Annotated in this window: 19 protein-coding genes and 2 pseudogenes; 4 read left to right on the top strand and 17 right to left on the bottom strand. The window is 42.2% G+C overall.

Features of this window, described 5'->3' with window-relative positions:
- The 11 genes and pseudogenes from O2942_06885 to O2942_06835 all read right to left on the bottom strand — a co-directional run.
- Positions 1–437, bottom strand: a 437-nt coding sequence (locus O2942_06885) for an IS66 family transposase zinc-finger binding domain-containing protein (GenBank protein MDA0781974.1), incomplete at its 3' end; no start/stop codon positions are given.
- 66 nt (positions 438–503) lie between these two features.
- Positions 504–815: an IS66 family insertion sequence element accessory protein TnpB gene (gene tnpB / locus O2942_06880; GenBank protein MDA0781973.1), complete on the bottom strand. Its 312-nt coding sequence runs from the start codon at positions 813–815 to the stop codon at positions 504–506.
- Complete coding sequence (locus O2942_06875; GenBank protein MDA0781972.1) at positions 815–1,147, bottom strand: transposase; 333 nt, start codon at positions 1,145–1,147, stop codon at positions 815–817. Before O2942_06875 ends, tnpB begins: the two co-directional genes overlap by 1 nt.
- A gap of 175 nt (positions 1,148–1,322) precedes the next feature.
- Complete coding sequence (locus O2942_06870) at positions 1,323–2,306, bottom strand: methyltransferase domain-containing protein (protein MDA0781971.1); 984 nt, start codon at positions 2,304–2,306, stop codon at positions 1,323–1,325.
- A gap of 15 nt (positions 2,307–2,321) precedes the next feature.
- Positions 2,322–3,113, bottom strand: coding sequence for a sterol desaturase family protein (locus tag O2942_06865; GenBank protein ID MDA0781970.1), 792 nt, complete (start codon positions 3,111–3,113; stop codon positions 2,322–2,324).
- Positions 3,103–4,071 (bottom strand): DUF3179 domain-containing protein, encoded by a 969-nt coding sequence (locus O2942_06860; protein ID MDA0781969.1) that lies wholly within the window; start codon positions 4,069–4,071, stop codon positions 3,103–3,105. Before O2942_06860 ends, O2942_06865 begins: the two co-directional genes overlap by 11 nt.
- Complete coding sequence (gene arsS / locus O2942_06855; protein MDA0781968.1) at positions 4,068–5,021, bottom strand: arsenosugar biosynthesis radical SAM protein ArsS; 954 nt, start codon at positions 5,019–5,021, stop codon at positions 4,068–4,070. Before arsS ends, O2942_06860 begins: the two co-directional genes overlap by 4 nt.
- Positions 5,022–7,131, bottom strand: a pseudogene (gene lpdA / locus O2942_06850) (dihydrolipoyl dehydrogenase).
- Complete coding sequence (locus tag O2942_06845) at positions 7,128–8,237, bottom strand: inorganic phosphate transporter (GenBank protein ID MDA0781967.1); 1,110 nt, start codon at positions 8,235–8,237, stop codon at positions 7,128–7,130. The pseudogene lpdA and the gene O2942_06845 overlap by 4 nt, the downstream one beginning before the upstream one ends.
- Before the next feature lie 93 nt (positions 8,238–8,330).
- A complete protein-coding gene (locus O2942_06840) occupies positions 8,331–8,981 on the bottom strand; it encodes an NrsF family protein (GenBank protein ID MDA0781966.1) in 651 nt (216 codons plus the stop codon).
- Positions 8,981–9,541 (bottom strand): sigma-70 family RNA polymerase sigma factor, encoded by a 561-nt coding sequence (locus O2942_06835; protein ID MDA0781965.1) that lies wholly within the window; start codon positions 9,539–9,541, stop codon positions 8,981–8,983. Before O2942_06835 ends, O2942_06840 begins: the two co-directional genes overlap by 1 nt.
- Positions 9,542–9,631: 90 nt before the next feature.
- Here O2942_06835 and O2942_06830 point away from each other — a divergent pair, with 90 nt between their 5' ends.
- Positions 9,632–10,384, top strand: coding sequence for a DUF547 domain-containing protein (locus O2942_06830; protein ID MDA0781964.1), 753 nt, complete (start codon positions 9,632–9,634; stop codon positions 10,382–10,384).
- A 97-nt stretch (positions 10,385–10,481) separates the two neighbouring features.
- Positions 10,482–11,132: pseudogene (locus O2942_06825) on the top strand (IS6 family transposase).
- A gap of 131 nt (positions 11,133–11,263) precedes the next feature.
- Here O2942_06825 and O2942_06820 read toward each other — a convergent pair.
- Together O2942_06820 and O2942_06815 are read right to left on the bottom strand one after the other, a co-directional pair.
- Entirely contained in the window at positions 11,264–13,507 is a 2,244-nt protein-coding gene (locus O2942_06820; GenBank protein MDA0781963.1) for a hypothetical protein, read from the bottom strand.
- Between the two features lie 353 nt (positions 13,508–13,860).
- Positions 13,861–15,195, bottom strand: coding sequence for a cbb3-type cytochrome c oxidase subunit I (locus tag O2942_06815; protein MDA0781962.1), 1,335 nt, complete (start codon positions 15,193–15,195; stop codon positions 13,861–13,863).
- Positions 15,196–15,274: 79 nt separating this feature from the next.
- Between O2942_06815 and O2942_06810 the strand changes: the two genes are divergently transcribed.
- Complete coding sequence (locus O2942_06810; protein MDA0781961.1) at positions 15,275–16,345, top strand: COX15/CtaA family protein; 1,071 nt, start codon at positions 15,275–15,277, stop codon at positions 16,343–16,345.
- Between the two features lie 40 nt (positions 16,346–16,385).
- On the opposite strand, the gene O2942_06805 is transcribed toward O2942_06810, so the two are convergent.
- A complete protein-coding gene (locus O2942_06805) occupies positions 16,386–16,652 on the bottom strand; it encodes a hypothetical protein (protein MDA0781960.1) in 267 nt (88 codons plus the stop codon).
- Positions 16,653–16,855: 203 nt separating this feature from the next.
- On the opposite strand from O2942_06805, the gene O2942_06800 reads away from it, so the two are divergent.
- On the top strand, positions 16,856–17,827 hold the full coding sequence (locus O2942_06800) for a zinc transporter ZntB (protein ID MDA0781959.1): 972 nt from the start codon (positions 16,856–16,858) through the stop codon (positions 17,825–17,827).
- A gap of 77 nt (positions 17,828–17,904) precedes the next feature.
- Here O2942_06800 and O2942_06795 read toward each other — a convergent pair whose 3' ends face one another.
- From O2942_06795 to O2942_06785, 3 genes are all read right to left on the bottom strand, one after another.
- Positions 17,905–18,744: a prepilin-type N-terminal cleavage/methylation domain-containing protein gene (locus tag O2942_06795; GenBank protein ID MDA0781958.1), complete on the bottom strand. Its 840-nt coding sequence runs from the start codon at positions 18,742–18,744 to the stop codon at positions 17,905–17,907.
- Positions 18,745–19,045: 301 nt separating this feature from the next.
- Entirely contained in the window at positions 19,046–19,594 is a 549-nt protein-coding gene (locus tag O2942_06790) for a DUF1013 domain-containing protein (protein ID MDA0781957.1), read from the bottom strand.
- Between the two features lie 62 nt (positions 19,595–19,656).
- Positions 19,657–20,622: an NAD(P)H-quinone oxidoreductase gene (locus O2942_06785; GenBank protein ID MDA0781956.1), complete on the bottom strand. Its 966-nt coding sequence runs from the start codon at positions 20,620–20,622 to the stop codon at positions 19,657–19,659.
- Positions 20,623–20,681: the final 59 nt, after the last annotated feature.

Here is a 20,681-nt window from a genome sequence, read left to right as displayed (position 1 = left end):
CGGATATAACGCTTAACGAAGAATGATGCAGGTCTAACCTCAAGTTTCTCGGTTACATCATCACCTATCTTACGGAAGTTATCACCGCCACATTGGGAGCATTGTGTTATCGGCTCTATCACCACATCTTCACGAGGAAGGTCCGAAGGTAACGGCTTACGCTTGGCTTTATCCTTCGTTTTTTCTTCTTCTTTCAACAAGGGAAGTTCAGATGCTGCTGTTACTGATTTATTATCCTCAAGCTGAAGCTCTAGCTGATCAACAAGATTATATAACTTCTCAGATGAACTACCGTACATCTTCTTCTTCAAAAGACGAAGTTGATCTGATAGAGACTTATTCTCGCTATTAAGAAGCGAAACTTCCAACATAAGTTTAGTTACGATTCCCTGTAAAATACTTATATCGGAAGGCAGTTTTTGAGGAGTAATATTCATACCGTTTTATAGCACAAATACAAGCCGCAAACAAGCCGTAATGCCAATAAATACAACATATTCAGCCTATATATCTATGCCCTCTAACAACATAGAAAGTTGAGCCGATGTTATACTGACAGACTTACATCCTTCAGACTTCGGCCGGGTAAATTTGCCTTGATCAAGTAACTTGTAATACATACAAAAGCCCTGACCGTCATACCATAATATCTTTAGTCGGTCTGAACGCTTACCCCTGAATACAAACAGTGCTCCTGTACAAAACTCTTGCGATAAAACAGACTCGGCCAAATGAGAAAGGCTATGAACTCCTTTTCTCATATCTGTATGACCTGTCGCTAAATAGATCTTTATATTGCCGTTTAAATTTAGCATCACTCCCCCAACAACTTTAATATACCGCATAATGATTCAGATGTGATCTTACCTTCAACAGATAGGCTGCAATGACTGAAATCTATGGAAACGCGATGAATATCTGCTTTATCAGGAGAAGAGGCATCATCAGAAACACCAACCTCAACAAAATCTGAAGGCTGATTGATAGCACCTGATTGACGGGCTTCGCTTCGCCAACCATATAATACGCTGGGCTCAAGACCATGTCGACGGGCAACATCGGCTATAACTGCTCCAGGCTCATATGATTCTGACAATATCTCTGATTTACTAAATGCATCTATCGTCGATTCTCTGGATTTGCTCATTTTTATATCCTCATGTGTTATGTTCAATGAGAAATATAATATCAATGCAAATTATCTATTATAGACCGCCTTCACCGGATGCTTACGGTTAAAATAACAACAGTATAGGTTGATAATAATGGATCAACTACATAACAAAAAACCCACCATAAGGTGGGTCAGTTTTGAACGCAGATTAACCCATCAAGTGGGTCATTATTGTATGCGGGTTAACACCGTAATGCGTTTCCATCAGCATTTTGGCTGTATTGCCGCATACAGGAACCGGCTGGCCTTTCTTGAAAATATGATGGTCGTCTAGTACAAAGGCGTGTGGGCTATCTTCAATCGTGCCGTTGTAATACGCGACATGGCCGTAATCTTCGCAGATATCTTCAAAATCACATTTGAAAGTGCGGACTGTCATCGAATAAAAATCAATCATTCCGGCTTTGCGCTGCACTTCCGAATCGTTTAAGGTAATTGCGCCTTTGGTGACAATGCGGTAATCGAAGCAGCCAATATTGCGAAGCATGCGTCGAAAATCCTCGATATACATTGCGCCACCCAGACACTCGCCAAGCAACACAGGATCGTGCGTTAAATCTTCCGGCACTCGTTTGCCAGTAAATACATCTGAAAAATATAATTCTCCACCAGGTTTAAGCACACGGAAAATCTCTTTAAATACAGCCTCTTTGTTTGGTGAGAGGTTAATCACGCAGTTGGATGTCACCACATCTACCGAATTATCTTCAATACCAAGTGCTTTCAAATCTTCGATATAGCCTTGATGGAACGTGACATTAGGCTTTTTAAATCCAAACTTATCCATGTGATAGCCGATATATTTCTTGGCAACGGCAAGCTGGTTTTCCGTCATGTCCACGCCGATCACATGGCCTTTTTCACCGACAAGCTGTGAGGCGGTATAGACATCACGCCCGGTGCCGCAGCCCAGATCAAGCACGGTTCGCCCCTCTAGTGCGTGCGGAATAGGTGAGCCGCAGCCATAGAATTTTTCCTGCACTTCCTCATGCACCTTCGCCATATAGGGGCGCAAATGCACAGGCATGGCATCAATGGGGCAGCAGGCACTGGTTTTGAGGTCTTCTTTGGTTTTTAGAACCTCTCCGTAATATTCCTGCACGCTTTTGGTTACTGTGTTTGTTTTAGTCATAATTACTCCGTTACTTTATGATTTTTTATAAAATGGAATGGCAAGCATGGCGGTAAGTCCGGTTTTTCTTGCATCCCTGTATTCTTTTAGTCCGATTTCCATCTTCGTATGACCACGCTCCGGCTGCGCCCGATAAGTCTTAAACAATCTATCCCACCACGGCAGGTTAAAACCAAAATTGCTGTTGGTTTCTTTTATGATGACCGAGTGATGCACGCGGTGCATATCCGGCGTGACGACAAACAGACGCAGGAATTTATCCATTTTCGCAGGCAGATTAATATTACCATGGTTAAATAGCGAGGTGGCATTGAGGAGAATCTCAAATATCACCACTGCGATAAATGGAACGCCTAGCAACAACACTGCTGTGCATTTAATAAGGGTGGAAAGTATAATCTCGACCGGATGAAAACGAACTCCGGTGGTGACATCAATTTCCTGATCGATGTGGTGCACCTTGTGCAGACGCCAGAATAGCGGGATATAATGAAAGGCCACGTGCTGGGCATAAATCAGCAGATCAAGCAGAATAACTGAAACAATAACGGATAGAACAAGCGGCATGGATAGTGCATAAAACAGCCCGATCTGCTGTTGCTCTGCGTAAACGGCCACACTTGCGGCGGTAAAGGGAACCAACACCCGGACAGCCACACTATCAATAGCCACTATGGATAGGTTCCTAGTCCAGCGTGTTGTTTTCTTGATTTCCAGCTTACGTTTCGGACGCAAATATTCCACCAGTGCTATAATAACCAGCACTCCGAAGAAAAAACCCAAACGTAATGCTATTTCATTTTCCATTGCTTGCTTCCGTATGAATTATTCCTTCGTCATTGAAGGCCAAAAATGCAAAGGCAAAGGGAATGTGATAAACCACATCTTTGCCGTCTTTTTGCACGGTGACATTGCCTATATCGCGACCTTTGTTAATTGCGTGGCTATCTAGGGCAGAGTGCTGACCTTTTTGCCAACTTATCACCAACCCGTTACGCTCTATGTGCCTCTTCTCCTCTAACAGTGAAAGCGGCCACGCATCATTGCCGACGGCAACCACTCTTGAAAGCGGTGGCACTGGGCCATCATATTCGCCCTTAAACAAAAACGGCCACTGGGAAGAGTCATAGCTTGCATAGGGGTTGTTGCCGTATGGCCTTGCGTTTGGATTATTTGGAACCAGCACTTTTCCTTGTGGATGACGTTCTTTAAACAGAGCGAAGGACTCAATACGTGAAGGCACAAGCGTTAGTTTCTTGCCAGTATATTCGCCAACAATCCCTTCACCGGTAAATTGCTGCCACCAGCTTTCGGTTTGCCGATCATACATCACCATGTCGGATTTGCGTAATTTGCCGGTGGTGCCGAAATCCAACACCTTGCCATCCAATGTCCGCTCAAAGGTGAGCGAGGCATTGCATAGCGGACAATAGGTGACTGATACGGGAACGCCACCTACCATATCATTAACAATCTCGTGATACATTAAAATGCGGATGGGGTAGCTCCGCGCATCACCGTTAATATCCAGACTGATTACCGGTTCTTTATCGGCAATATCTTTGATTTCTTTCGCCGATTTGAATACAGGATTATCAATGGAAGGAATGCCGTCTTTGGGTGGGCCGCCAGACATAACCTCACTAAAATCAATGGTTGTTTTGCTAAAGTCCGTATTTGGCCATTCGGATTTCCAGGCATCATTAGCATAGGCAATGTTAGCCTGCATTAGGGTGATAAGAGCTATTAATATAAGTTTTTTCATAGCAGCGCACCTCCGCATGAACTACCCGAGCCCGCTGTACAGCCAAAGCAATGGCTGGCAACGGCAATGCCGGATTCAATGTTACTGAAGCGCTCAATATCCCAGACATTACATGGTTTCCAGTTAAGCGGAATCTCCAGCATTTGGTTGAAGTCGCAGTCATATATCTGCCCATCCCAGCCGATAGACACCAGCTCGTTACACATCACGCCTTTTGCCGCCTGCGGATTGAAATTATCAATAAGGAGCTGCATATAATCTTTCATTTTGCCATCACGCTCCAGCATATGGGCATAGCGCTTAATCGGCATGTTGGTGATGGTAAAAAGATGGTTAAATACAATGCCGAATTCATCCTTCAGGTGCGCGTGATAATCTTCTTCCAGCTTAGCTTGAGCTGGTGGCAAATACTCGCCAACGGGATTATAAACAAGGTTAAGGATAAGCCCTGAGCCTTCTTTACCATAGCCAAGGCTATTTAATTTTTCTAAGGCAGTAATGCTTTTGCCAAATACACCTTTGCCGCGCTGGGCATCGACATTATCCTCCTTATAGCAAGGCAAAGAGGCGACCACTTGTATCTTGTTTTCTGCCAGAAATTCGGGTGTATCTGATTGCCCCTCTTCAAAAAATACTGTTAAATTACAGCGGTCGATGACCTCTTTACCCATTTTGCGTATCTCGGTTACAAAATAACGAAAATGCGGGTTCAATTCCGGTGCACCGCCGGTAATGTCCACCGTGTGAATTTGCGGCTCTTTTCTGAGCAACTCCAGCAGACGCTCCACCGTCTCCAGCTCCATGTTTTCGGTGCGGTTGGGGCCTGATTCCACATGGCAATGATGGCACGCCTGATTACAGCGCTTGCCGATATTGACCTGTAAAATCTTGATAGCATCGCGCTTTAGCTCAATATTATGTTCGCGGAGTGCCGCTTCAAACGTCTTCATTTACCTTCTCCAAGCGTGGAATTTTTCTAATATTTTCATGGCAAAAGCTGGCACATGCGCTCTTTTCCATTCACCTGCTGCATATTTATTAGCCTCGGCCAGTGTCGGGTAGATATGGATTGTGCCAAGAATCTTGTTCAGGCCGATGCCGTGCTTCATAGCAAGTATATATTCGGCAATCAGATCACCAGCATGAGTACCGACAATAGTCACGCCGAGAATCTTATCCTTATTAGGTACGGTCAGCACTTTGACAAACCCATGCGCTTCTGAATCGGCAATGGCACGGTCTAAATCATCAATGCCGTAAGTGGTAACTTCGTAAGGAATATTCTTTTCCTTGGCATCTTTTTCATTTAAGCCCACACGCGCAACTTCCGGATCAGTGAAGGTTGCCCAAGGGATGACAGAGTAATCTGCTTTGAATTTTTTGAAAGGTGCGAACAGCGCATTGACAGAAGCGTACCACGCCTGATGCGCTGCGGTATGCGTAAATTGGTATGGGCCTGTCACATCACCGCAGACATAAATGCTTGGGATGTTGGTTTGCAGGAATGGGTTGGCCTCTATCGTTTTATTGCCACGCAATTCTACGCCAAGCTCTTCCAGGCCAAAACCACTGGTATTGGCAGCACGCCCAAGAGCAACAATCACCTTATCAAATGCGACTTCAACATCCTTGCCTTCATATTCACAAACGAGGGTGTTTCCTTTGAATTCCTTAGCCTTGTGGTTGGCCAGTACCTTTATGCCTTCCTTGGTAAATTTTTCTGTTACCAGTTTGATGACTTCCTCATCTTCGCGGATAAGGATTTGTGGAGCCATTTCTACTAAGGTAACTTCCGCGCCTAATCGTGCAAAAGCCTGCGCCATTTCCGAACCAATCGGCCCACCGCCAAGCACCACTAACTTCTTAGGTAATTCTTTTAATTCCCAGACATTATCACTGGTGAGGTAATCAATTTTATCAAGTCCGGGAATCGGTGGAACCATTGGACGTGCTCCGGTAGCAACGATAATGGAACGTGCGGTGAGTGTTTTGCCATTTACCTCAACACTATGCGGTGAGGTGATTTTTGCTGCGCCCTCTATGCAATCTACACCTAGCTTGGTATAACGCTCCCGTGAATCATGCGGTTCAATGGCTTTGATGACGCTCTGCACACGCTGCATCACGTCTTTAAAATCAAACTCTATATCTGCCTTTTTAAAGCCAAATTCCTTCGCACGTTTGGCATAGGAAAGCATTTTTGCAGAGCGTAGTAGTGCCTTGCTTGGTACGCAGCCGGTGTTGAGGCAATCACCGCCCATCTTGTGTTTTTCAATAAGGGCGACTTTGGCTTTCACCGCTGCTGCGATATAGCTTGATACCAGTCCGGCAGAACCGCCACCAATGACGATAATATTGTAATCATAGTTACTCATGGATTTTCTCCTTACGAATAAATTGAACCAGCTTTTTGGCAATCAGTGGAAATAGTCCCAGCAACGCAAAAGCTATTAATAATGAGGGCGAAGCAATGTCAGAAAATGATTCAATCTGCGCCAGTTGCGTCCCTGCATAGACATAAACCGCCGTGCCGGGCAACATACCAAGCTGGCTTACCCAATAGAATGTCCAGGTTCTAATCGGCATCAACGCCATAACCACATTAATCATGAAGAACGGAAACGCCGGAACTAAGCGCAGGGCAAACAGATAAAAAGCACCTTCACGCTCAAAGCCTGCGTTAATTTTAGATAGTTGCTTGCTGTAATTTTTCTGCACATAATCACGTGCCAGAAACCGCGCCATCAAAAAGGCCAGTGTTGCGCCGATCGTGCTAGCGAAAGAAACTATCACCAACCCCACAGGCAATCCGAATAAAGCACCACCCAGCAAGGTAAGTGCAGCGGCAGCAGGTAGAGACAACGCCGTTACCAGAACGTAGGTAAGCCCGAAGATAGCCAGCACCAGAGCTGTGTTCTGCTCGTAATATTCAAGCAAACTGTGCTGCTGCCCTTTGACGTAATCTAACGTGGCATATTGTCCTAAATCCAACGCAAAGAAGGCGGCAATGGCAGAAGCCAACAGGATAAGCAATCCGATTTTTATTATTTTTTTATTCATAATGTCCCTGCCATAAAATAAATGATTGTTGCAAATAATGCCGATAAAGGCACAGTCACCGCCCACGCAAACAGCATGGAGAATACCGTCTCTTTATTTACGCCTTTTCCATCAGATAATCCCAGCCCCATGATAGAGCAGGCCGACACATGCGTGGTAGAAACCGGCAAACCTAACTTGCTGGCAAATAATACCAAAAAAGTTGCCACGGCGTTTGCGGAGAATCCTTGCGTGTGATCCAACTCAGTCACTTTGAAGCCAAGCACTTCCGTGATACGGCTTCCAACCAGCAATCCACCTGAGGCCATGGCGATGGCAGAAACCAAAAACATCCAGCCTATGGATTCTTTGGCCATATCACCAGCAAGCAGGAAGGGAAGAATAACCGCAATCAGTTTCGGCGTGTCATTCAAGCCACGCGAGAAAGAAAGCATGCCGCTGGTCAGCCAGTGCATGTGGTCAACTGAAACGGCAATATTGTGATTTGCCGCTGCTTCCGGGCTGTTACAGTCACACACGATGCAACTTTCTGCTTCAACCGTCTGCATCTTGTTGGCAGTCACAAACGCAAGTTTTGGTGTTGGCAAAAGACAGAAACGCACCCTTTCAAGAGTGGTAGCCGTTTTTTGCAATAGTGGACTTAATAGATACGCAAGACCGATAGCCAAAAATGGACTGACCAGAAGCGGCAAGGCAATATTAGATAAGGTAGAGCCCCATGCAATGCCTGATGCTCCAAGAGCTGTTACACCTGCGCCAAGCAATCCGCCCACCACGGCATGGGTTGTTGATACCGGCCATTTACGCCATGTGGCAAGTATCACCCAAAGTGCTGGAGCCAGACCGATAGCAAATGCCATGGCAAAGGAGAAATCAGGCTGGGTGGTATAAATATTTTCGGTGATATTTTTAATGATAGCAGCACCCCAGTACAGCCCACTCATGCTTCCGGCTAATGTCCAGAGCGTCCCCCACATCACCGCCTTACGCATGGAAGTCACTTTCGCCCCGGCAAGCGTCGCTATTGCTTTTGAGACATCATTTGCACCATTGGCAAAGCTTAAAAAGGCCAGAAGGATAACTGCTATGATGATATATAATTCCATGAATTCCCTGCAATTTTTTAATGTTCGTATGGGTACGTTCGCCACGGGTACAGGCGAAAGTTACAAACCGCGAAAAAAAGTTAGATAAAATTTTTAAGACTGCCAGATTCGGCCAAGATAGACTTTCCCGATTATCATGCCGATAGCCATAATCAGGAAAACAGGCAGGAAGTGCCACACAAGCAATTGTGTCGGATCATCACTTTTTCCGATAAGGCGCAGCAGGATGTAACCAAAACTGGCAACTGATAATCCCGCCATAGTTCCAGCCCAGCAGCAAAGTACCGGCGCAGCTTTTTGTATGGTGTAAAACATCAGGCCACCCGGAAGCAGGCTGTAAAGAATGATACGCACAATGCAGTCATAGCGTCCTAATTTCAGGCACTCGGTGAGTGTTAGCGAGCTGTTGGTGAACATGCCATAGACAAGCATACCCATTAGGAATGCCAGCGGAATAAACGGTAAAAACCGCACCCATGATTTTTGATTGGTATCCGGCAGGGCAAGCCAACTTGCCGCCCATGCGGCCATGATAGCCGTTACCGCCATTCCGATAATTTCAACTAAATATACAGGCTGGGTGAGCTTTATAGACATATCCGGCCTGAAGCCATAAAAAGCGATCAGCAAGCCGAAATACGCAAATATCGCCAGAAGCCAGCCAAACGTCACCTTTGAGGGGCACGGAAAAGGCTTTCTGGCTCCTTCTTTTGCTAATGTTTTTATAAAGTCTTCCGTTTGCATTATACTTCTTCCTTCTTTTGCCCGCTAGCAACCAATATTTTATAAGCACGATGAGCCGTCACTTTTACATTAGAAACGCTCATATCCATTGTTTTTGCTACTTGCTGAGCCGAGTATCCTTCAATCTTCATCATGTGGACAATTTTCCTCTGTTTCTCAGGCAGTTTATCAAGTAATTCACTAAGTCTTTCGCCTGGAGATGCTTCAGAAGTTACAGGAGCGGCAATAAAATCCTCGATTTTTTCAAAATCCACCTCTTTCAGGGCTTTTTTGCGGTAATGGGCGCGTAAATAATCCTTTACCTTGTGATCGGCAATAGCAAACATCCAGTTTGTAAAAGGACGGTCAGTGTTATAGGTGTGGCTAGCGCGATGGATGCCCAGCAGCACCTCCTGCAGGATATCGTCATGATCTGCGCCATTGCCGATACGATTATAAATAAAGCCACGAATAAGCGGAGTGATGGAGCGTAACAGTTCTGTATAGGAAGCATGGTCACCACTTTGTGCGCGGTGCATCAACTGTACAAATTTATCTTCCCTGTCATCGCTGTAATCCATACCTGTCCATTAAATTTTGAGGTCATGTAACTTTCAACCTAAAGTAAATCGAACAAACGTTAAACAGATTTGTGAAAAATGTTGAAGGTTATGCCCATGAAAAACTTATCCTATTTATTCGTTGTCCTGCTTGCATTAGTTACAGCACCTCTGGCTCATGCCGATAAAAAACATGCATATATAACTGATTACGGCACGTTGCTTGCAAAATACGTACAGGAAGGAGAAAAGCAGGGAATAAAAGCAATGCTGGTGGATTATGCATCCTGGGGCAAAGACCCGTTGCATAAAAAAGCACTGGAGTCATTCCAGCAAATAAACCCTAAAACCCTCTCCGGCAACGAAAAAATGGCTTTCTGGATTAATGCCTATAACCTTCTGACGGTTGACCTGATTATTAAAACCGGTGAAACCGAAAGCATCAGAAACCAAGGTAGCCTGTTTAAGAATGTATGGAAAAGCCATGATTGGGAAATCCACGGCAAAAATTATACGCTTGATGAAATAGAACACCAGATTCTCCGCCCGATGAATGATCCCAGAATCCATGTCGCCATTAATTGCGCATCGCTTTCTTGTCCGGATTTACGCGCCGAACCATATACGGCAGAAGAGCTAGAAAGCCAACTGGATGAGCAAACAACGTTATTCCTCACCAACAAAAGCAAAGGTGTATTAATCACAAACTCCGGCTTGAAAATATCGGAAATATTCAAATGGTTTGCAGAAGATTTTGGTGGTGAAAAGGGTGTGGAGAAATTTATTCACCGCCATCTGCCACAAGCCAGCGATAAAAAGACAGACGATTATTTTGATTATAACTGGAGTTTAAATGGAAAATAATTTTCCTAAGATAGTTCGGCTCTGTCGCATGTGTTGACGTTTAAGGCTCTATCGTTTAGGTATTAGCAGTGTTTTATGTTGTTGGAGAGTATTTAGGATGAAAGTTGCCGCTAAACTGCTGCGTTATTTTAAAGGCTTCTCATTTCCGGCTGATATAATATTAACAGCGGTTTATATGAAATGCCGTTTTGCATTGAGCTATCGTGACATTGAAGAACTGTGTGAGATGCGTGGCATTACACTTGATCATGCCACGGTTCATCGCCGGATGATCCGTTTTATTCCTTTGCCGGATAAGCGTTTTAGGCTGTGCAAGAAATCTGTTTCAGACAGCTGGCGTATGGATGAGACCTATATTAAGGTTCGTGGAAAATGGAAATATTTGTACCGTGCTGTTGATAAATATGGCTATACTATCGACTTTCTTCTGCGGGCTAAAAGAGATAAGGTGGCAGCAAAAGCATTTTTCAGAAAAGCTATCCGACAAAACGGAAAACCGGCGAAGGTCAATATCGACAAAAGTGGTTCGAACACTTATGCTGTGGCGGATATTAACAGCGAGTATGAGGAAAATAATGAGGCTGAAATTGAGATAAGGCAGAACAAATATCTGAATAATCGGATTGAAGGAGACCATAGGTTTATCAAACGAATTGTCCGGCCGATGCCGGGATTTAAATCATTTGCAAGTGCCGGAATAACAATAGCAGGAATAGAAACAGTGAATATGATCAGAAAAAACCAATTAAACACCACAACAAATAAGCAAAGTAATTACTACCAATTTACTTCACTAATCGCAACTGAAAAGCCAGCAAAGCCCAGGGATATATTTCCACGTAATTTGTCAACAGATGCGACAGAGCCACACCGATTATATTAAGGAATATCAATCGGTGTACCGACCCTGTCACCTAAAATCGAACCATCGGTTTCTACATCATCGGATATCCTTATCCGTTCCTGCTTAGTAACGGTTCTGTTGGTCATATTAATCTCTGATTGAATAATATATTCGCCCACAGGTAAATTCAACAAACTAGGATGTGCCGTACCACCCATATAGAAAAGACCCCATACCCAATCTGCCGGATTGTTACTATTATGCTGCTGGATAACGGGAGTGCCGCCCGACATTCCCGGTGGAACCGCTGCTATTCTAAGATTTACCCAGTTTACTTCGGCAAGATCAATGTTAGTGCTTGGAATTAACCTTACACCGACGTGATTTAAATTTTCACTAGGAGAGTAGAACTCACTATTAAGAATCTTTACCTCAAATTCAAACTCTTTTGCAAAAAGTTCGTCTAAAAGAGCTACAAGTGCGGCATCTGTTACAATATCCTGAACTTGAAATTCGAAGACTTCCTCGTATAGTAATTCTACGGTGTTAGTACTTGCATCATGGCTTATAAGACAATTTGTAACTACGCCCGTATTTGCATCACATTGAACGTAATTTGCCGGGTCGCCTTGTCCGGTTGCAGTTAGCTCCACTTTAGCATTATATGTACCTAAAGCCATGTTCATTAATAATGTGTCGTCATAAAAAACATCCAGAATGCCGAACTCGTAACCTGGTGTAGAATCGTGCCTAACCAGTTGGTAAGCACTATCCGGTTCTGATATTCCTTTTATAAAAAGCGATATATTATTTACGTTGGCATTCAAAGCTGTCACAGGAATTATTTCGATACCGATATCTTTATTAACTTCATCATATGAGAACTCTATAGGCGTACCGAATACGGTAAAATCAAGTTCTTTATCAATTATGATGGTTCCCGATCCGTTAGGGTTAGCGATTTCAGTCTCGGCTTTCAGCGTATAGTCACCCGGATCAAGTTTTTCAAGTTTTATATCGTTAAATGTAGGGTTTTTCGAACCCCATAAGAACGGACCGCCTACGCTTGTTGTATCTTCCCTGATGAAGTGACCGACCGGATCCCACGTAGCCGTACTTATATCCTTTATGTATAGCTTTACGGCACTAACAGTGACGCTAGGGTCAAGTACGGTTACTTCAACTCCGATATTACCGAATGTTATTTCCTCTGTGGCAATATCTAAAATACTACCTATAACTTCAAACGGCGTTTCGGCAAAAGGATTGAATCTTGATGTAGGAGAAGAAGGGTTATATGAAACACCCTCAACCTTGAAATTATACATTCCGCTAGGCAGTCCGGCTAAAAGAGGATATGTCAGATGATCCCATGTAATAGTAGCTGGCGGAGAGGTGATTATGGCACCGACTTCTTCCCAAACACCCGGTGCGGTAGGTCGTTCCATAAATAATTTCACCGATTCCAGAGGTAGGGAACCTGTGTAAGTGGTCGTAATTAAGAGATTACCGCTATTTTCAGATAGATCGTCAAACGTAAATGCGTTAGCAATTGACGGAAAGCCTCCGCCACCGGCAGGAGTGGCACTTGCCTGCCCTATAAACATGTCAATAGTTTGACTGTGTGGAGGTTTTACTGCCGGCAGTGGTACGGTGTATTCGGCTGTAGCTCTTAAATTATAGTTTCCGGCTGGAAGAGAGGTGCTGAATAATAGGTTGTATGAACCTGGCTGCGTTGCATAATTATAGGTATTTATAGCTGTGTAAGCTGCGACAGGAGCACTGGCCAACTTATATTCTAGGGTCATTTTGTTAACAAAACTACCCGCTCCATCGCCAAAAGGTTCTGTGCCAGGCAGTAATTGAACGCTAAGGTTGCTGCCGGAAAGTGTGTAATCAAAAATAAACCTGTCACTCGCATGAGTTTTTACAACAATATCATGTGTTTCCGCTATACCCAAGAGAGGGTCTGAAACCTTGAATGTATAATCTCCCGAAGCAAGAGTGAGAGGTCCCCAATCAAAAGGAGAGCCAAATAATGTACCGACAGCTACGTATGATGCGTCCGGAGCAAATCTTACTTTTCTTTCTAGCGTCAGTCCACTAGCTCCCGGTACAAATGTAGGTGTTGTTGTAAGGTTTAAGGTGCCATTATTCTGATTTATAATAAAATTATAGTTGGCTGCATTACTTGTGGCGCTATAGCAAAAAACCGTTAAAAACAGAGTTAATACTAAAAATGATTGTAAAAATTTATAGTATAAATTTGTTATTTTCATGATTTTTTCTGCCTTTGACGCCCGTTTTTGTGCATTTATTTTATTATATAAGATATATAACTTTGATATTATGATAATAAAATATTAAAGTTATTTTAAAAAATACGATTTGTTAATTTTTTTAATCGCATAAGCGTAATTTTATACTTAATTCATATTAAATTATACCCTATCAGATGCACTTGTGTCAAGGAAAAGCGACGATACTTTGTATGTTCCATTTTGCATTTTGAAACAGTTTGATAATTTTCATTATCGTCAGGTTTTCAATAACAATGCTTTACGTATATAATGAAGTCCTGATATTTCAGGCGGTTATGTGGAAAGTGTCCCATTTTGGCACATGAAACTCATTATCGGGATTTGCGGCTTGAAACCGTTATAGAACGGAACACTACTATTATAAAAAGCAGCCCTCCGAGGATAGCCATAGAGCCGCCCGCAAAGAACATCAATTTTGGAAAAACGTTAGTTATTTCATGCGAAGATGCCGCAGATTTACGTAACGCACCGTAGCCGCCCATCCACGCTAAACCTGTTATATGTAATATCTGCCCTATGCCGTAAATATATGGCTGTGATGTAGCTAATCTGCCCTTTATCGTGCCATACCCTACTTTCGGCAGCACCCGGTAACAAAACGCTATAAACGCAAGGGTTACGGCTACTATCGAACCATGATAGTGAGCAGGTATAGTAACGTTCACTCCGCTTATCATATAGCCGAGTATGCCGCCATAGCCAAACAGTATTATAGATAAAATAAGGCTTGCCTTTATGGCATGCGGTACTTCCTTACTTAATTTAGATGAAAACGCTCCGAATATTATAGCACCTCCGATAAATAATGCCGATACACCGCCGCCTCCACGCATTTGTTGGGTAAAAAGGTTGTAGGCATTATCCGAAAAATAAAATAACGGCGAAGGTATGGTAATGATAAGGTTAAAAACCAAAAGTGTATAAATAACGGCATTCGGCAGTAACTGCTTTATTTTGCAGGCGTTTGCGATATATAGCCATATAATTAGCATACATGCGGTAAATGTATATTGCAAAATATGACCGCCTCCCCAGAAAATTGCTTCATAATAATGGTGCAAATCGTCTTTAACCATCGGTATGGGGGTTTTGTGGTGTGCTATAAAAAAGCAAACCGCAGCAATCAGGGTTATTACCGCAGAAATATATATTCCCGCACTCAAAATGCTTTCTTTAATCCTTTCGAACATAGCAAGGGTAAGGAACATCTGGAACAATATGCCGGTTGCAAATATGCTTAAACCTATTATGAAAACAGGGTTATGCAGCATCGGGACATAATTATTCTTTATCGGGTAACTTTCACCGATAAACGGTGAAATGGCTATCATTACCGCACCTATTGTCGCTATGATAAAAGCCGTCCTGTATATTTTATAATAAGCAGGACATGCCAAAAAACTCCATAACGCTCCTGCTATGGATAAAAACCATACCAATACGGACAAATCAACATGCACCACAAGTGCAGTGGCAAAAATATGCTCAACATCAAATTTATCGGAAAAATAAGATCCCCTTAATATTACGGGAGGCAAAGAATACAAGCCTGCCGCTGCCAATGACGCAACAGCCAGTAATATCCAGTATCTTATAAGCCGTATCCTGCTATCGTCAGGAATATTTAATTCTAGACTTTTTGTCATCTTTTTATATAGTTCTTAAAAAATATACAGATACATATATCAGCGAAAGATTATAGTGCAAGGTTTGATTTTATAAGTCATGGCTACAATAGTAAATAAGAAAAGCAAATTATCACCTTATGATACGGTCGGTAATTCAAATAACAGGAAAATAGCCCTATGGCTGTTCGTATGTTGTTTTATGGTAGCTATGATGGTGGGTATAGGCGGTGTTACAAGGCTTACCGAGTCAGGGCTTTCAATGACAGGGTGGAAACCCGTTACTGGGTGGCTGCCTCCATTGACACAAAGCCACTGGCTGGAACATTACGAAGGATATAGGAAAAGCCCCGAATACAAACATATAAATTACGGTATGACGCTAGACGAGTTCAAGGGGATATTCCGGCTGGAATTCATACACAGGCTTGCCGGAAGGATTACCGGATTGGTATTTTTTATTCCGTTAGTGTTTTTCATTTATAAAAGAGTAATTGATAAAAAGCTTGCATTAAAATTAACCGGAGTTTTGTTCCTCGGAGGATTTCAGGCGGTGGTCGGGTGGCTTATGGTAAGTAGCGGACTTAAAGATACTCCGCATGTAAGCCAGTATTGGCTTGCGTTCCATTTATGCATGGCATTTATCTTATTTGCCATATTGTTCCTGATGGGGCTTGGCAGATATATGGGGAATAAACAATTGCTGATAAACTCCAAAGGTATAAAAAAATTCTCATACTTTGTTACGGCTTTAATATTCGTTCAGGTATTTTGGGGAGCGTTAGTAGCAGGGCTTGATGCCGGACTGATATATAACACGTTCCCTCTGATGGAAGGGGCAATAGTCCCGAAAGGCTTGCTTGAGGTAGAGCCGTGGTATATCAACTTTTTCGATAACGTAAAAACCGTACAGTTCACCCACAGATGTATCGCTATATTCTTATCACTGGTTATTTTTGTGTTCTGGTTAAAAGCAAGAAGGACACCTATTTATAAGGTATCCAACCTTTTGCTTTTTATATTGATAATACAGTTTTGCCTTGGGGTGCTGACATTAATACATGTAGTTCCGATACCGCTTGCATCTGCCCACCAGATGGTAGCTTTAGCACTTTTTGCAGTTTCCCTTTATATTAATTATGTCACTAAAATTACCGGAAACTCTAATTAACTCGGTTATTGCTTCATTATTATATTTTAACTAATACACATTATTTTTGGAGAGATTTTTTTTCAGATACCTTTTCAACAAAACCTGTTTTTTTGACAGGTTCTTTTTTTAATGCTTCCTCTTCAGATGTAACGGCATCACTTCTGCTGCGACGCTTGATTTGACTTGCTCCGCCTAATTTGTTTGCTTTTTCAACCATATCTGTGAATAAAAAAGACCTTACATCACCATCTACTTTTATATCGGGAGCTTTATCTTCCGGAATTGAAGGCAGTTTGCTACCTGATTTTGTCTTTGTATTTTTCATGAATAGTTTATCCTATATTTCCAACATTTAAGCACCATAAAGTTAATATATTAAGGATTTGCTCGTGTCAAAATATATGTATAAAAATATCCGGCTCTTATAATCCGAGCTTACGGAAGTCCGGTGCCGAAAGAAAAACTATGGTTTGTAAAATATTATTACATATTATAAATACCGATAATAGAATATACGGTAAGGTACATATGGACGATAACATTATTTTTGCTTATAGCTTTGACGGTAAGGGCGGTGCTACTCCCATTACGGGTGAGAACATAGTAGCGGAAACAAAAAGTAAAAAGCTGTCATGGGTTCATCTTGACGCAAATCAGCCTGAAACCAGACAATGGATAAAAAAAGAGGTATCATACCTTGACAGCCTCACTATCGAAGCGTTACTTGCCGAAGAGACAAGACCTCGCATGACGCAGATAGATGACGGGGTTATACTTATCTTACGAGGAGTTAACCTGAATGAAAACTCCGACCCCGAAGATATGGTGTCTATCCGCCTATGGATAGACAAACACCGTATTATATCTGTCAGGAAACGTAAGCTTAAAGCGGTTTTAGACATTGAAGAAAAGATAAAAGCCGGAAAAGGACCAAAAGATGCCGGTCATTTTATATGTATGCTGGTTGCACGCTTATTTGAAAGAATGGAACCTGTTTTAACGGAACTTGACGATTCTACCGATGATATTGAAGAGAAAGTTTTAGAAAATGCCGATGCGGCATTACGCGGGTCAATAATTGACGTTCGCAAAAAAGCTATAGTATTTCGTCGCTATATGGCTCCGCAACGTGACGCTGTCGGTCAGTTGCGTATGAGCGACGTTAACTGGCTAAACGATACCGACAAAAGGCATTTACAGGAATCATATAACCACATAACCCGTTATGTGGAAGATTTGGACGCAATACGTGAACGTGCGCAGATAGTAAAAGACGAACTGGCTAATATCCTGTCGGACAGGCTTAACAAGAATATGTATGTTTTGTCTGTAATTGCGGCTATTTTCCTTCCTTTAGGATTTTTAACCGGTTTGTTGGGTATCAATGTCGGAGGCATACCGGGTGCGGAAAACAACTCGGCATTTATGATGTTTTCGGGAATGCTATTAGCATTGGTTATCACTCAGGTTGCTATATTTAAAAAATTAAAATGGTTTTAAATCTTTAATCGTACAATCCGTATGCTTCGAACAAGAGCCTGACTTACCTTGGAATTCCAACAGTTTTGTGGGCAGGATTAATCAAAAATAATATAACCGCTCATACATCCGGCTGTATTCCCCGTTAAATCATAATCACCTTCATCACCTGTAAGACAATCTAATAAAGGAGCACCATTTGGAAGAACTCTATAAGATTCAAATTTTCCGGTTCTTGCAACTCCATCGTCAATTTTTGTATCAATATTAGAAGCTACCCTAGGTGTTAAAACACCCACTTGATCATTAAACCCTCCCCCTACTAAATCAGGATTTGAGACCTCCATATACAAGCCTAATTTACGCAACTTTGTTGCTGATGCTACACTTAATTGGTGAGCAGATGCACAACATCCTTCGATTCCTCCCCCTGCAAGAAGTCCTTTTGAAGGTGCAATTTTTAAACTTGGGTAACCAACACCTAATTCCCATGTGCCGTTATACGATTCAGTTAATAATCCTGCTAATGATAAATGGTAAAAAAACTTAATCCCTTCAAGGTTAGGATCAGACATATCAGCAACATAGTTACTCATTCTACCGTTCCCGTCTCCACCGGCTACTCCCCAATAAGAATTTGCGTTTATGAAATCACCGGGAATTGAATTGTATTCAAGTTTAAAAGTATTTACTGCAATTTCATATTTTTTGAGATCGGCTATTTGTTGCCTTAATTTAGCCTGCTCAACCAAAGCCTGCCCACCAACGACTCCCGCAACAATAAGCCCTATAATTACAATAACTATAGATAGCTCAATCAGAGTAAAGCCTTTCTCAGGTCTTGACCCTTGACCCTTGACCCTTGACCCTTGACCCTTGACCCTTGACCCTTGACTCTTGACTCTTGACTCTTGACTCTTAGAATTATAAACATGCATGTATTTGTCCAAAAAAATCTATGGTTAACAATATAAAAAATTATAGGCTTTTTTTATTAACGATTTATTAAAATGTCATACAAAACTTGTTTAAATATCTTGTTTTTCCCCTGTCATTATCCGATTTAAGCACATTAACTTTTCAACAATGCTGTCATCCCTGTGCATTTGTAAAGCAAATTATAGGGAGATTTTATTTAATTTTATAGAGATACCCGAACAAGGCAGGTATGACAATGCTTTTTGAAAAGTTAACATACTATAAATCGGGGAATCTATAGATTGTATAACGGTCATGAACTTAAGCGGAATTCTTTTTTTCCTTAGCTTCATTCACTACCCTTAACAAAACATCAAGGTCTCTTTGTGAACATAATCCCAATAAAACAGGGTCTCTCGGAGTCAGGTTCGCATAATTCCAGTGCGATTTTGTACGGATTGCCTCGATAGTTTTCTTGGTAGTACCGATAAGCTTTGTTATCTGCGAGTCTGTTGCCTCAGGGCAGTGTTTTAATATCCACGCAATAGCGTCGGGTTTATCCTGTCTTCTGGCAACAGGTGTATATCTGCTTTTCTTCTTGTTCTTTTCTTTTTTGAGATATTTTTCGGTATCGGCTTGTAATTTAAGCTTTGCTTTAGGGTCTTTCTCACAACGCTCTATTTCCTCACGGGTAAGCTGGTGTGATACTATCGGGTCTTTACCGATGATGCCGGACGCTACTTCGCCATCTGCAATTCCCTGTACTTCCAAAGGGTGCATACCGCAAAATTCGGCAATTTGTCCAAAAGATAAAGCTGTATTATCAACCAACCAAACTGCGGTCGCTTTCGGCAATAAGGGCAATGTCATCGTTTTCTCCGATTTAAAAATTAAAACAATCCTATTGGGGAAAAACTTCTTATACAGGCTGTTTAATCAATTTTCAAGACAATTTTGCCTATATGCTCAGATGTTTCCATTAGATTATGGGCTTTTTGCACATCATCGAGTTCAAATACGGTATCTATAACCGGTCTTATATCACCGTTTTCTATCATGGGCATAACATATTCGATGAGTTCGTCCCTTATTTTCCTTTTGAATGCTAAAGGCTTATTACGCAAAGTAGTACCCTTTACGGAAAGGTTTTTTATCAGTAACGGAACAAAATTAACCTCGGCTTTAGCTCCGCCCATCATGGCTATGGATATCAGGCGACCTTCTTCTTTTAGCACTTTCAGGTTTTTCGACCAATAATCACCGCCTACCATATCAATCACCACATCTGCCCCGCCCAGACCTTTTACGATTTCGACAAAATCCTGTTCTTTATAGTTAATTGCGTTTTCAACGCCAAGAATCTCCAGAAAATCACATTTTTTCCTTGAGCCTGCCGTTGCGATAGATTTTATCCCGAACCGATTTGCCATCTGCAGAGCAATTACACCTATACCGCTAGTTCCGCCGTGAAAAAGCAGGGTTTCCCCTCTTTTCATATCGGCGTATGTAAATAAATTGCTCCATGCCGTAAATAATGCCTCAGGCAAAGATGCCGCCTGTACATAGTCTGTATTGAGAGGTATCGGCAGGATACAGGCTTCATTTGCTATCACATGGCTTGCATATCCGCCGCCTTCAAGCAAAGCCATAACCTTATCGCCTTCTTTAAAAGACGATACGTTTTCACCCGTTTCTATGATTATTCCCGAAACTTCAAGCCCCAATATATCGGAAGCCCCTATAGGCGGAGGATACTTGCCGTTTCTTTGCAGTATGTCGGCTCGGTTTACACCTGCGGCACATACTTCTATAAGTACCTGACCGAGTTTCGGAGCGGGAATTTCACGACTACCTATCTTTAAAGGGACGCTATCCCCCGCTACCTCGACTGCTTTCATAACTATAACTTATATAGTATTAAATTTTAAAAAACTCCTATATAAATATAAAAGCTCTA

This window comes from Pseudomonadota bacterium, from assembly GCA_027620075.1.
Classification (GTDB): Bacteria; Pseudomonadota; Alphaproteobacteria; order Rickettsiales; family UBA6187; genus 1-14-0-20-39-49.
The sequence above is the reverse complement of the archived record's forward strand: the minus strand, read 5'-3'. Positions and strand labels throughout refer to the sequence as shown.

Coding starts and splice junctions, on each gene's coding strand:
- tnpB (MDA0781973.1), bottom strand. CDS start 815: ATGCTAAATTTAAACGGCAATATAAAGATCTATTTAGCGACAGGTCAT.
- O2942_06875 (MDA0781972.1), bottom strand. CDS start 1,147: ATGAGCAAATCCAGAGAATCGACGATAGATGCATTTAGTAAATCAGAG.
- O2942_06870 (MDA0781971.1), bottom strand. CDS start 2,306: ATGACTAAAACAAACACAGTAACCAAAAGCGTGCAGGAATATTACGGA.
- O2942_06865 (MDA0781970.1), bottom strand. CDS start 3,113: ATGGAAAATGAAATAGCATTACGTTTGGGTTTTTTCTTCGGAGTGCTG.
- O2942_06860 (MDA0781969.1), bottom strand. CDS start 4,071: ATGAAAAAACTTATATTAATAGCTCTTATCACCCTAATGCAGGCTAAC.
- arsS (MDA0781968.1), bottom strand. CDS start 5,021: ATGAAGACGTTTGAAGCGGCACTCCGCGAACATAATATTGAGCTAAAG.
- O2942_06845 (MDA0781967.1), bottom strand. CDS start 8,237: ATGGAATTATATATCATCATAGCAGTTATCCTTCTGGCCTTTTTAAGC.
- O2942_06840 (MDA0781966.1), bottom strand. CDS start 8,981: ATGCAAACGGAAGACTTTATAAAAACATTAGCAAAAGAAGGAGCCAGA.
- O2942_06835 (MDA0781965.1), bottom strand. CDS start 9,541: ATGGATTACAGCGATGACAGGGAAGATAAATTTGTACAGTTGATGCAC.
- O2942_06830 (MDA0781964.1), top strand. CDS start 9,632: ATGCCCATGAAAAACTTATCCTATTTATTCGTTGTCCTGCTTGCATTA.
- O2942_06820 (MDA0781963.1), bottom strand. CDS start 13,507: ATGAAAATAACAAATTTATACTATAAATTTTTACAATCATTTTTAGTA.
- O2942_06815 (MDA0781962.1), bottom strand. CDS start 15,195: ATGACAAAAAGTCTAGAATTAAATATTCCTGACGATAGCAGGATACGG.
- O2942_06810 (MDA0781961.1), top strand. CDS start 15,275: ATGGCTACAATAGTAAATAAGAAAAGCAAATTATCACCTTATGATACG.
- O2942_06805 (MDA0781960.1), bottom strand. CDS start 16,652: ATGAAAAATACAAAGACAAAATCAGGTAGCAAACTGCCTTCAATTCCG.
- O2942_06800 (MDA0781959.1), top strand. CDS start 16,856: ATGGACGATAACATTATTTTTGCTTATAGCTTTGACGGTAAGGGCGGT.
- O2942_06795 (MDA0781958.1), bottom strand. CDS start 18,744: ATGCATGTTTATAATTCTAAGAGTCAAGAGTCAAGAGTCAAGAGTCAA.
- O2942_06790 (MDA0781957.1), bottom strand. CDS start 19,594: ATGACATTGCCCTTATTGCCGAAAGCGACCGCAGTTTGGTTGGTTGAT.
- O2942_06785 (MDA0781956.1), bottom strand. CDS start 20,622: ATGAAAGCAGTCGAGGTAGCGGGGGATAGCGTCCCTTTAAAGATAGGT.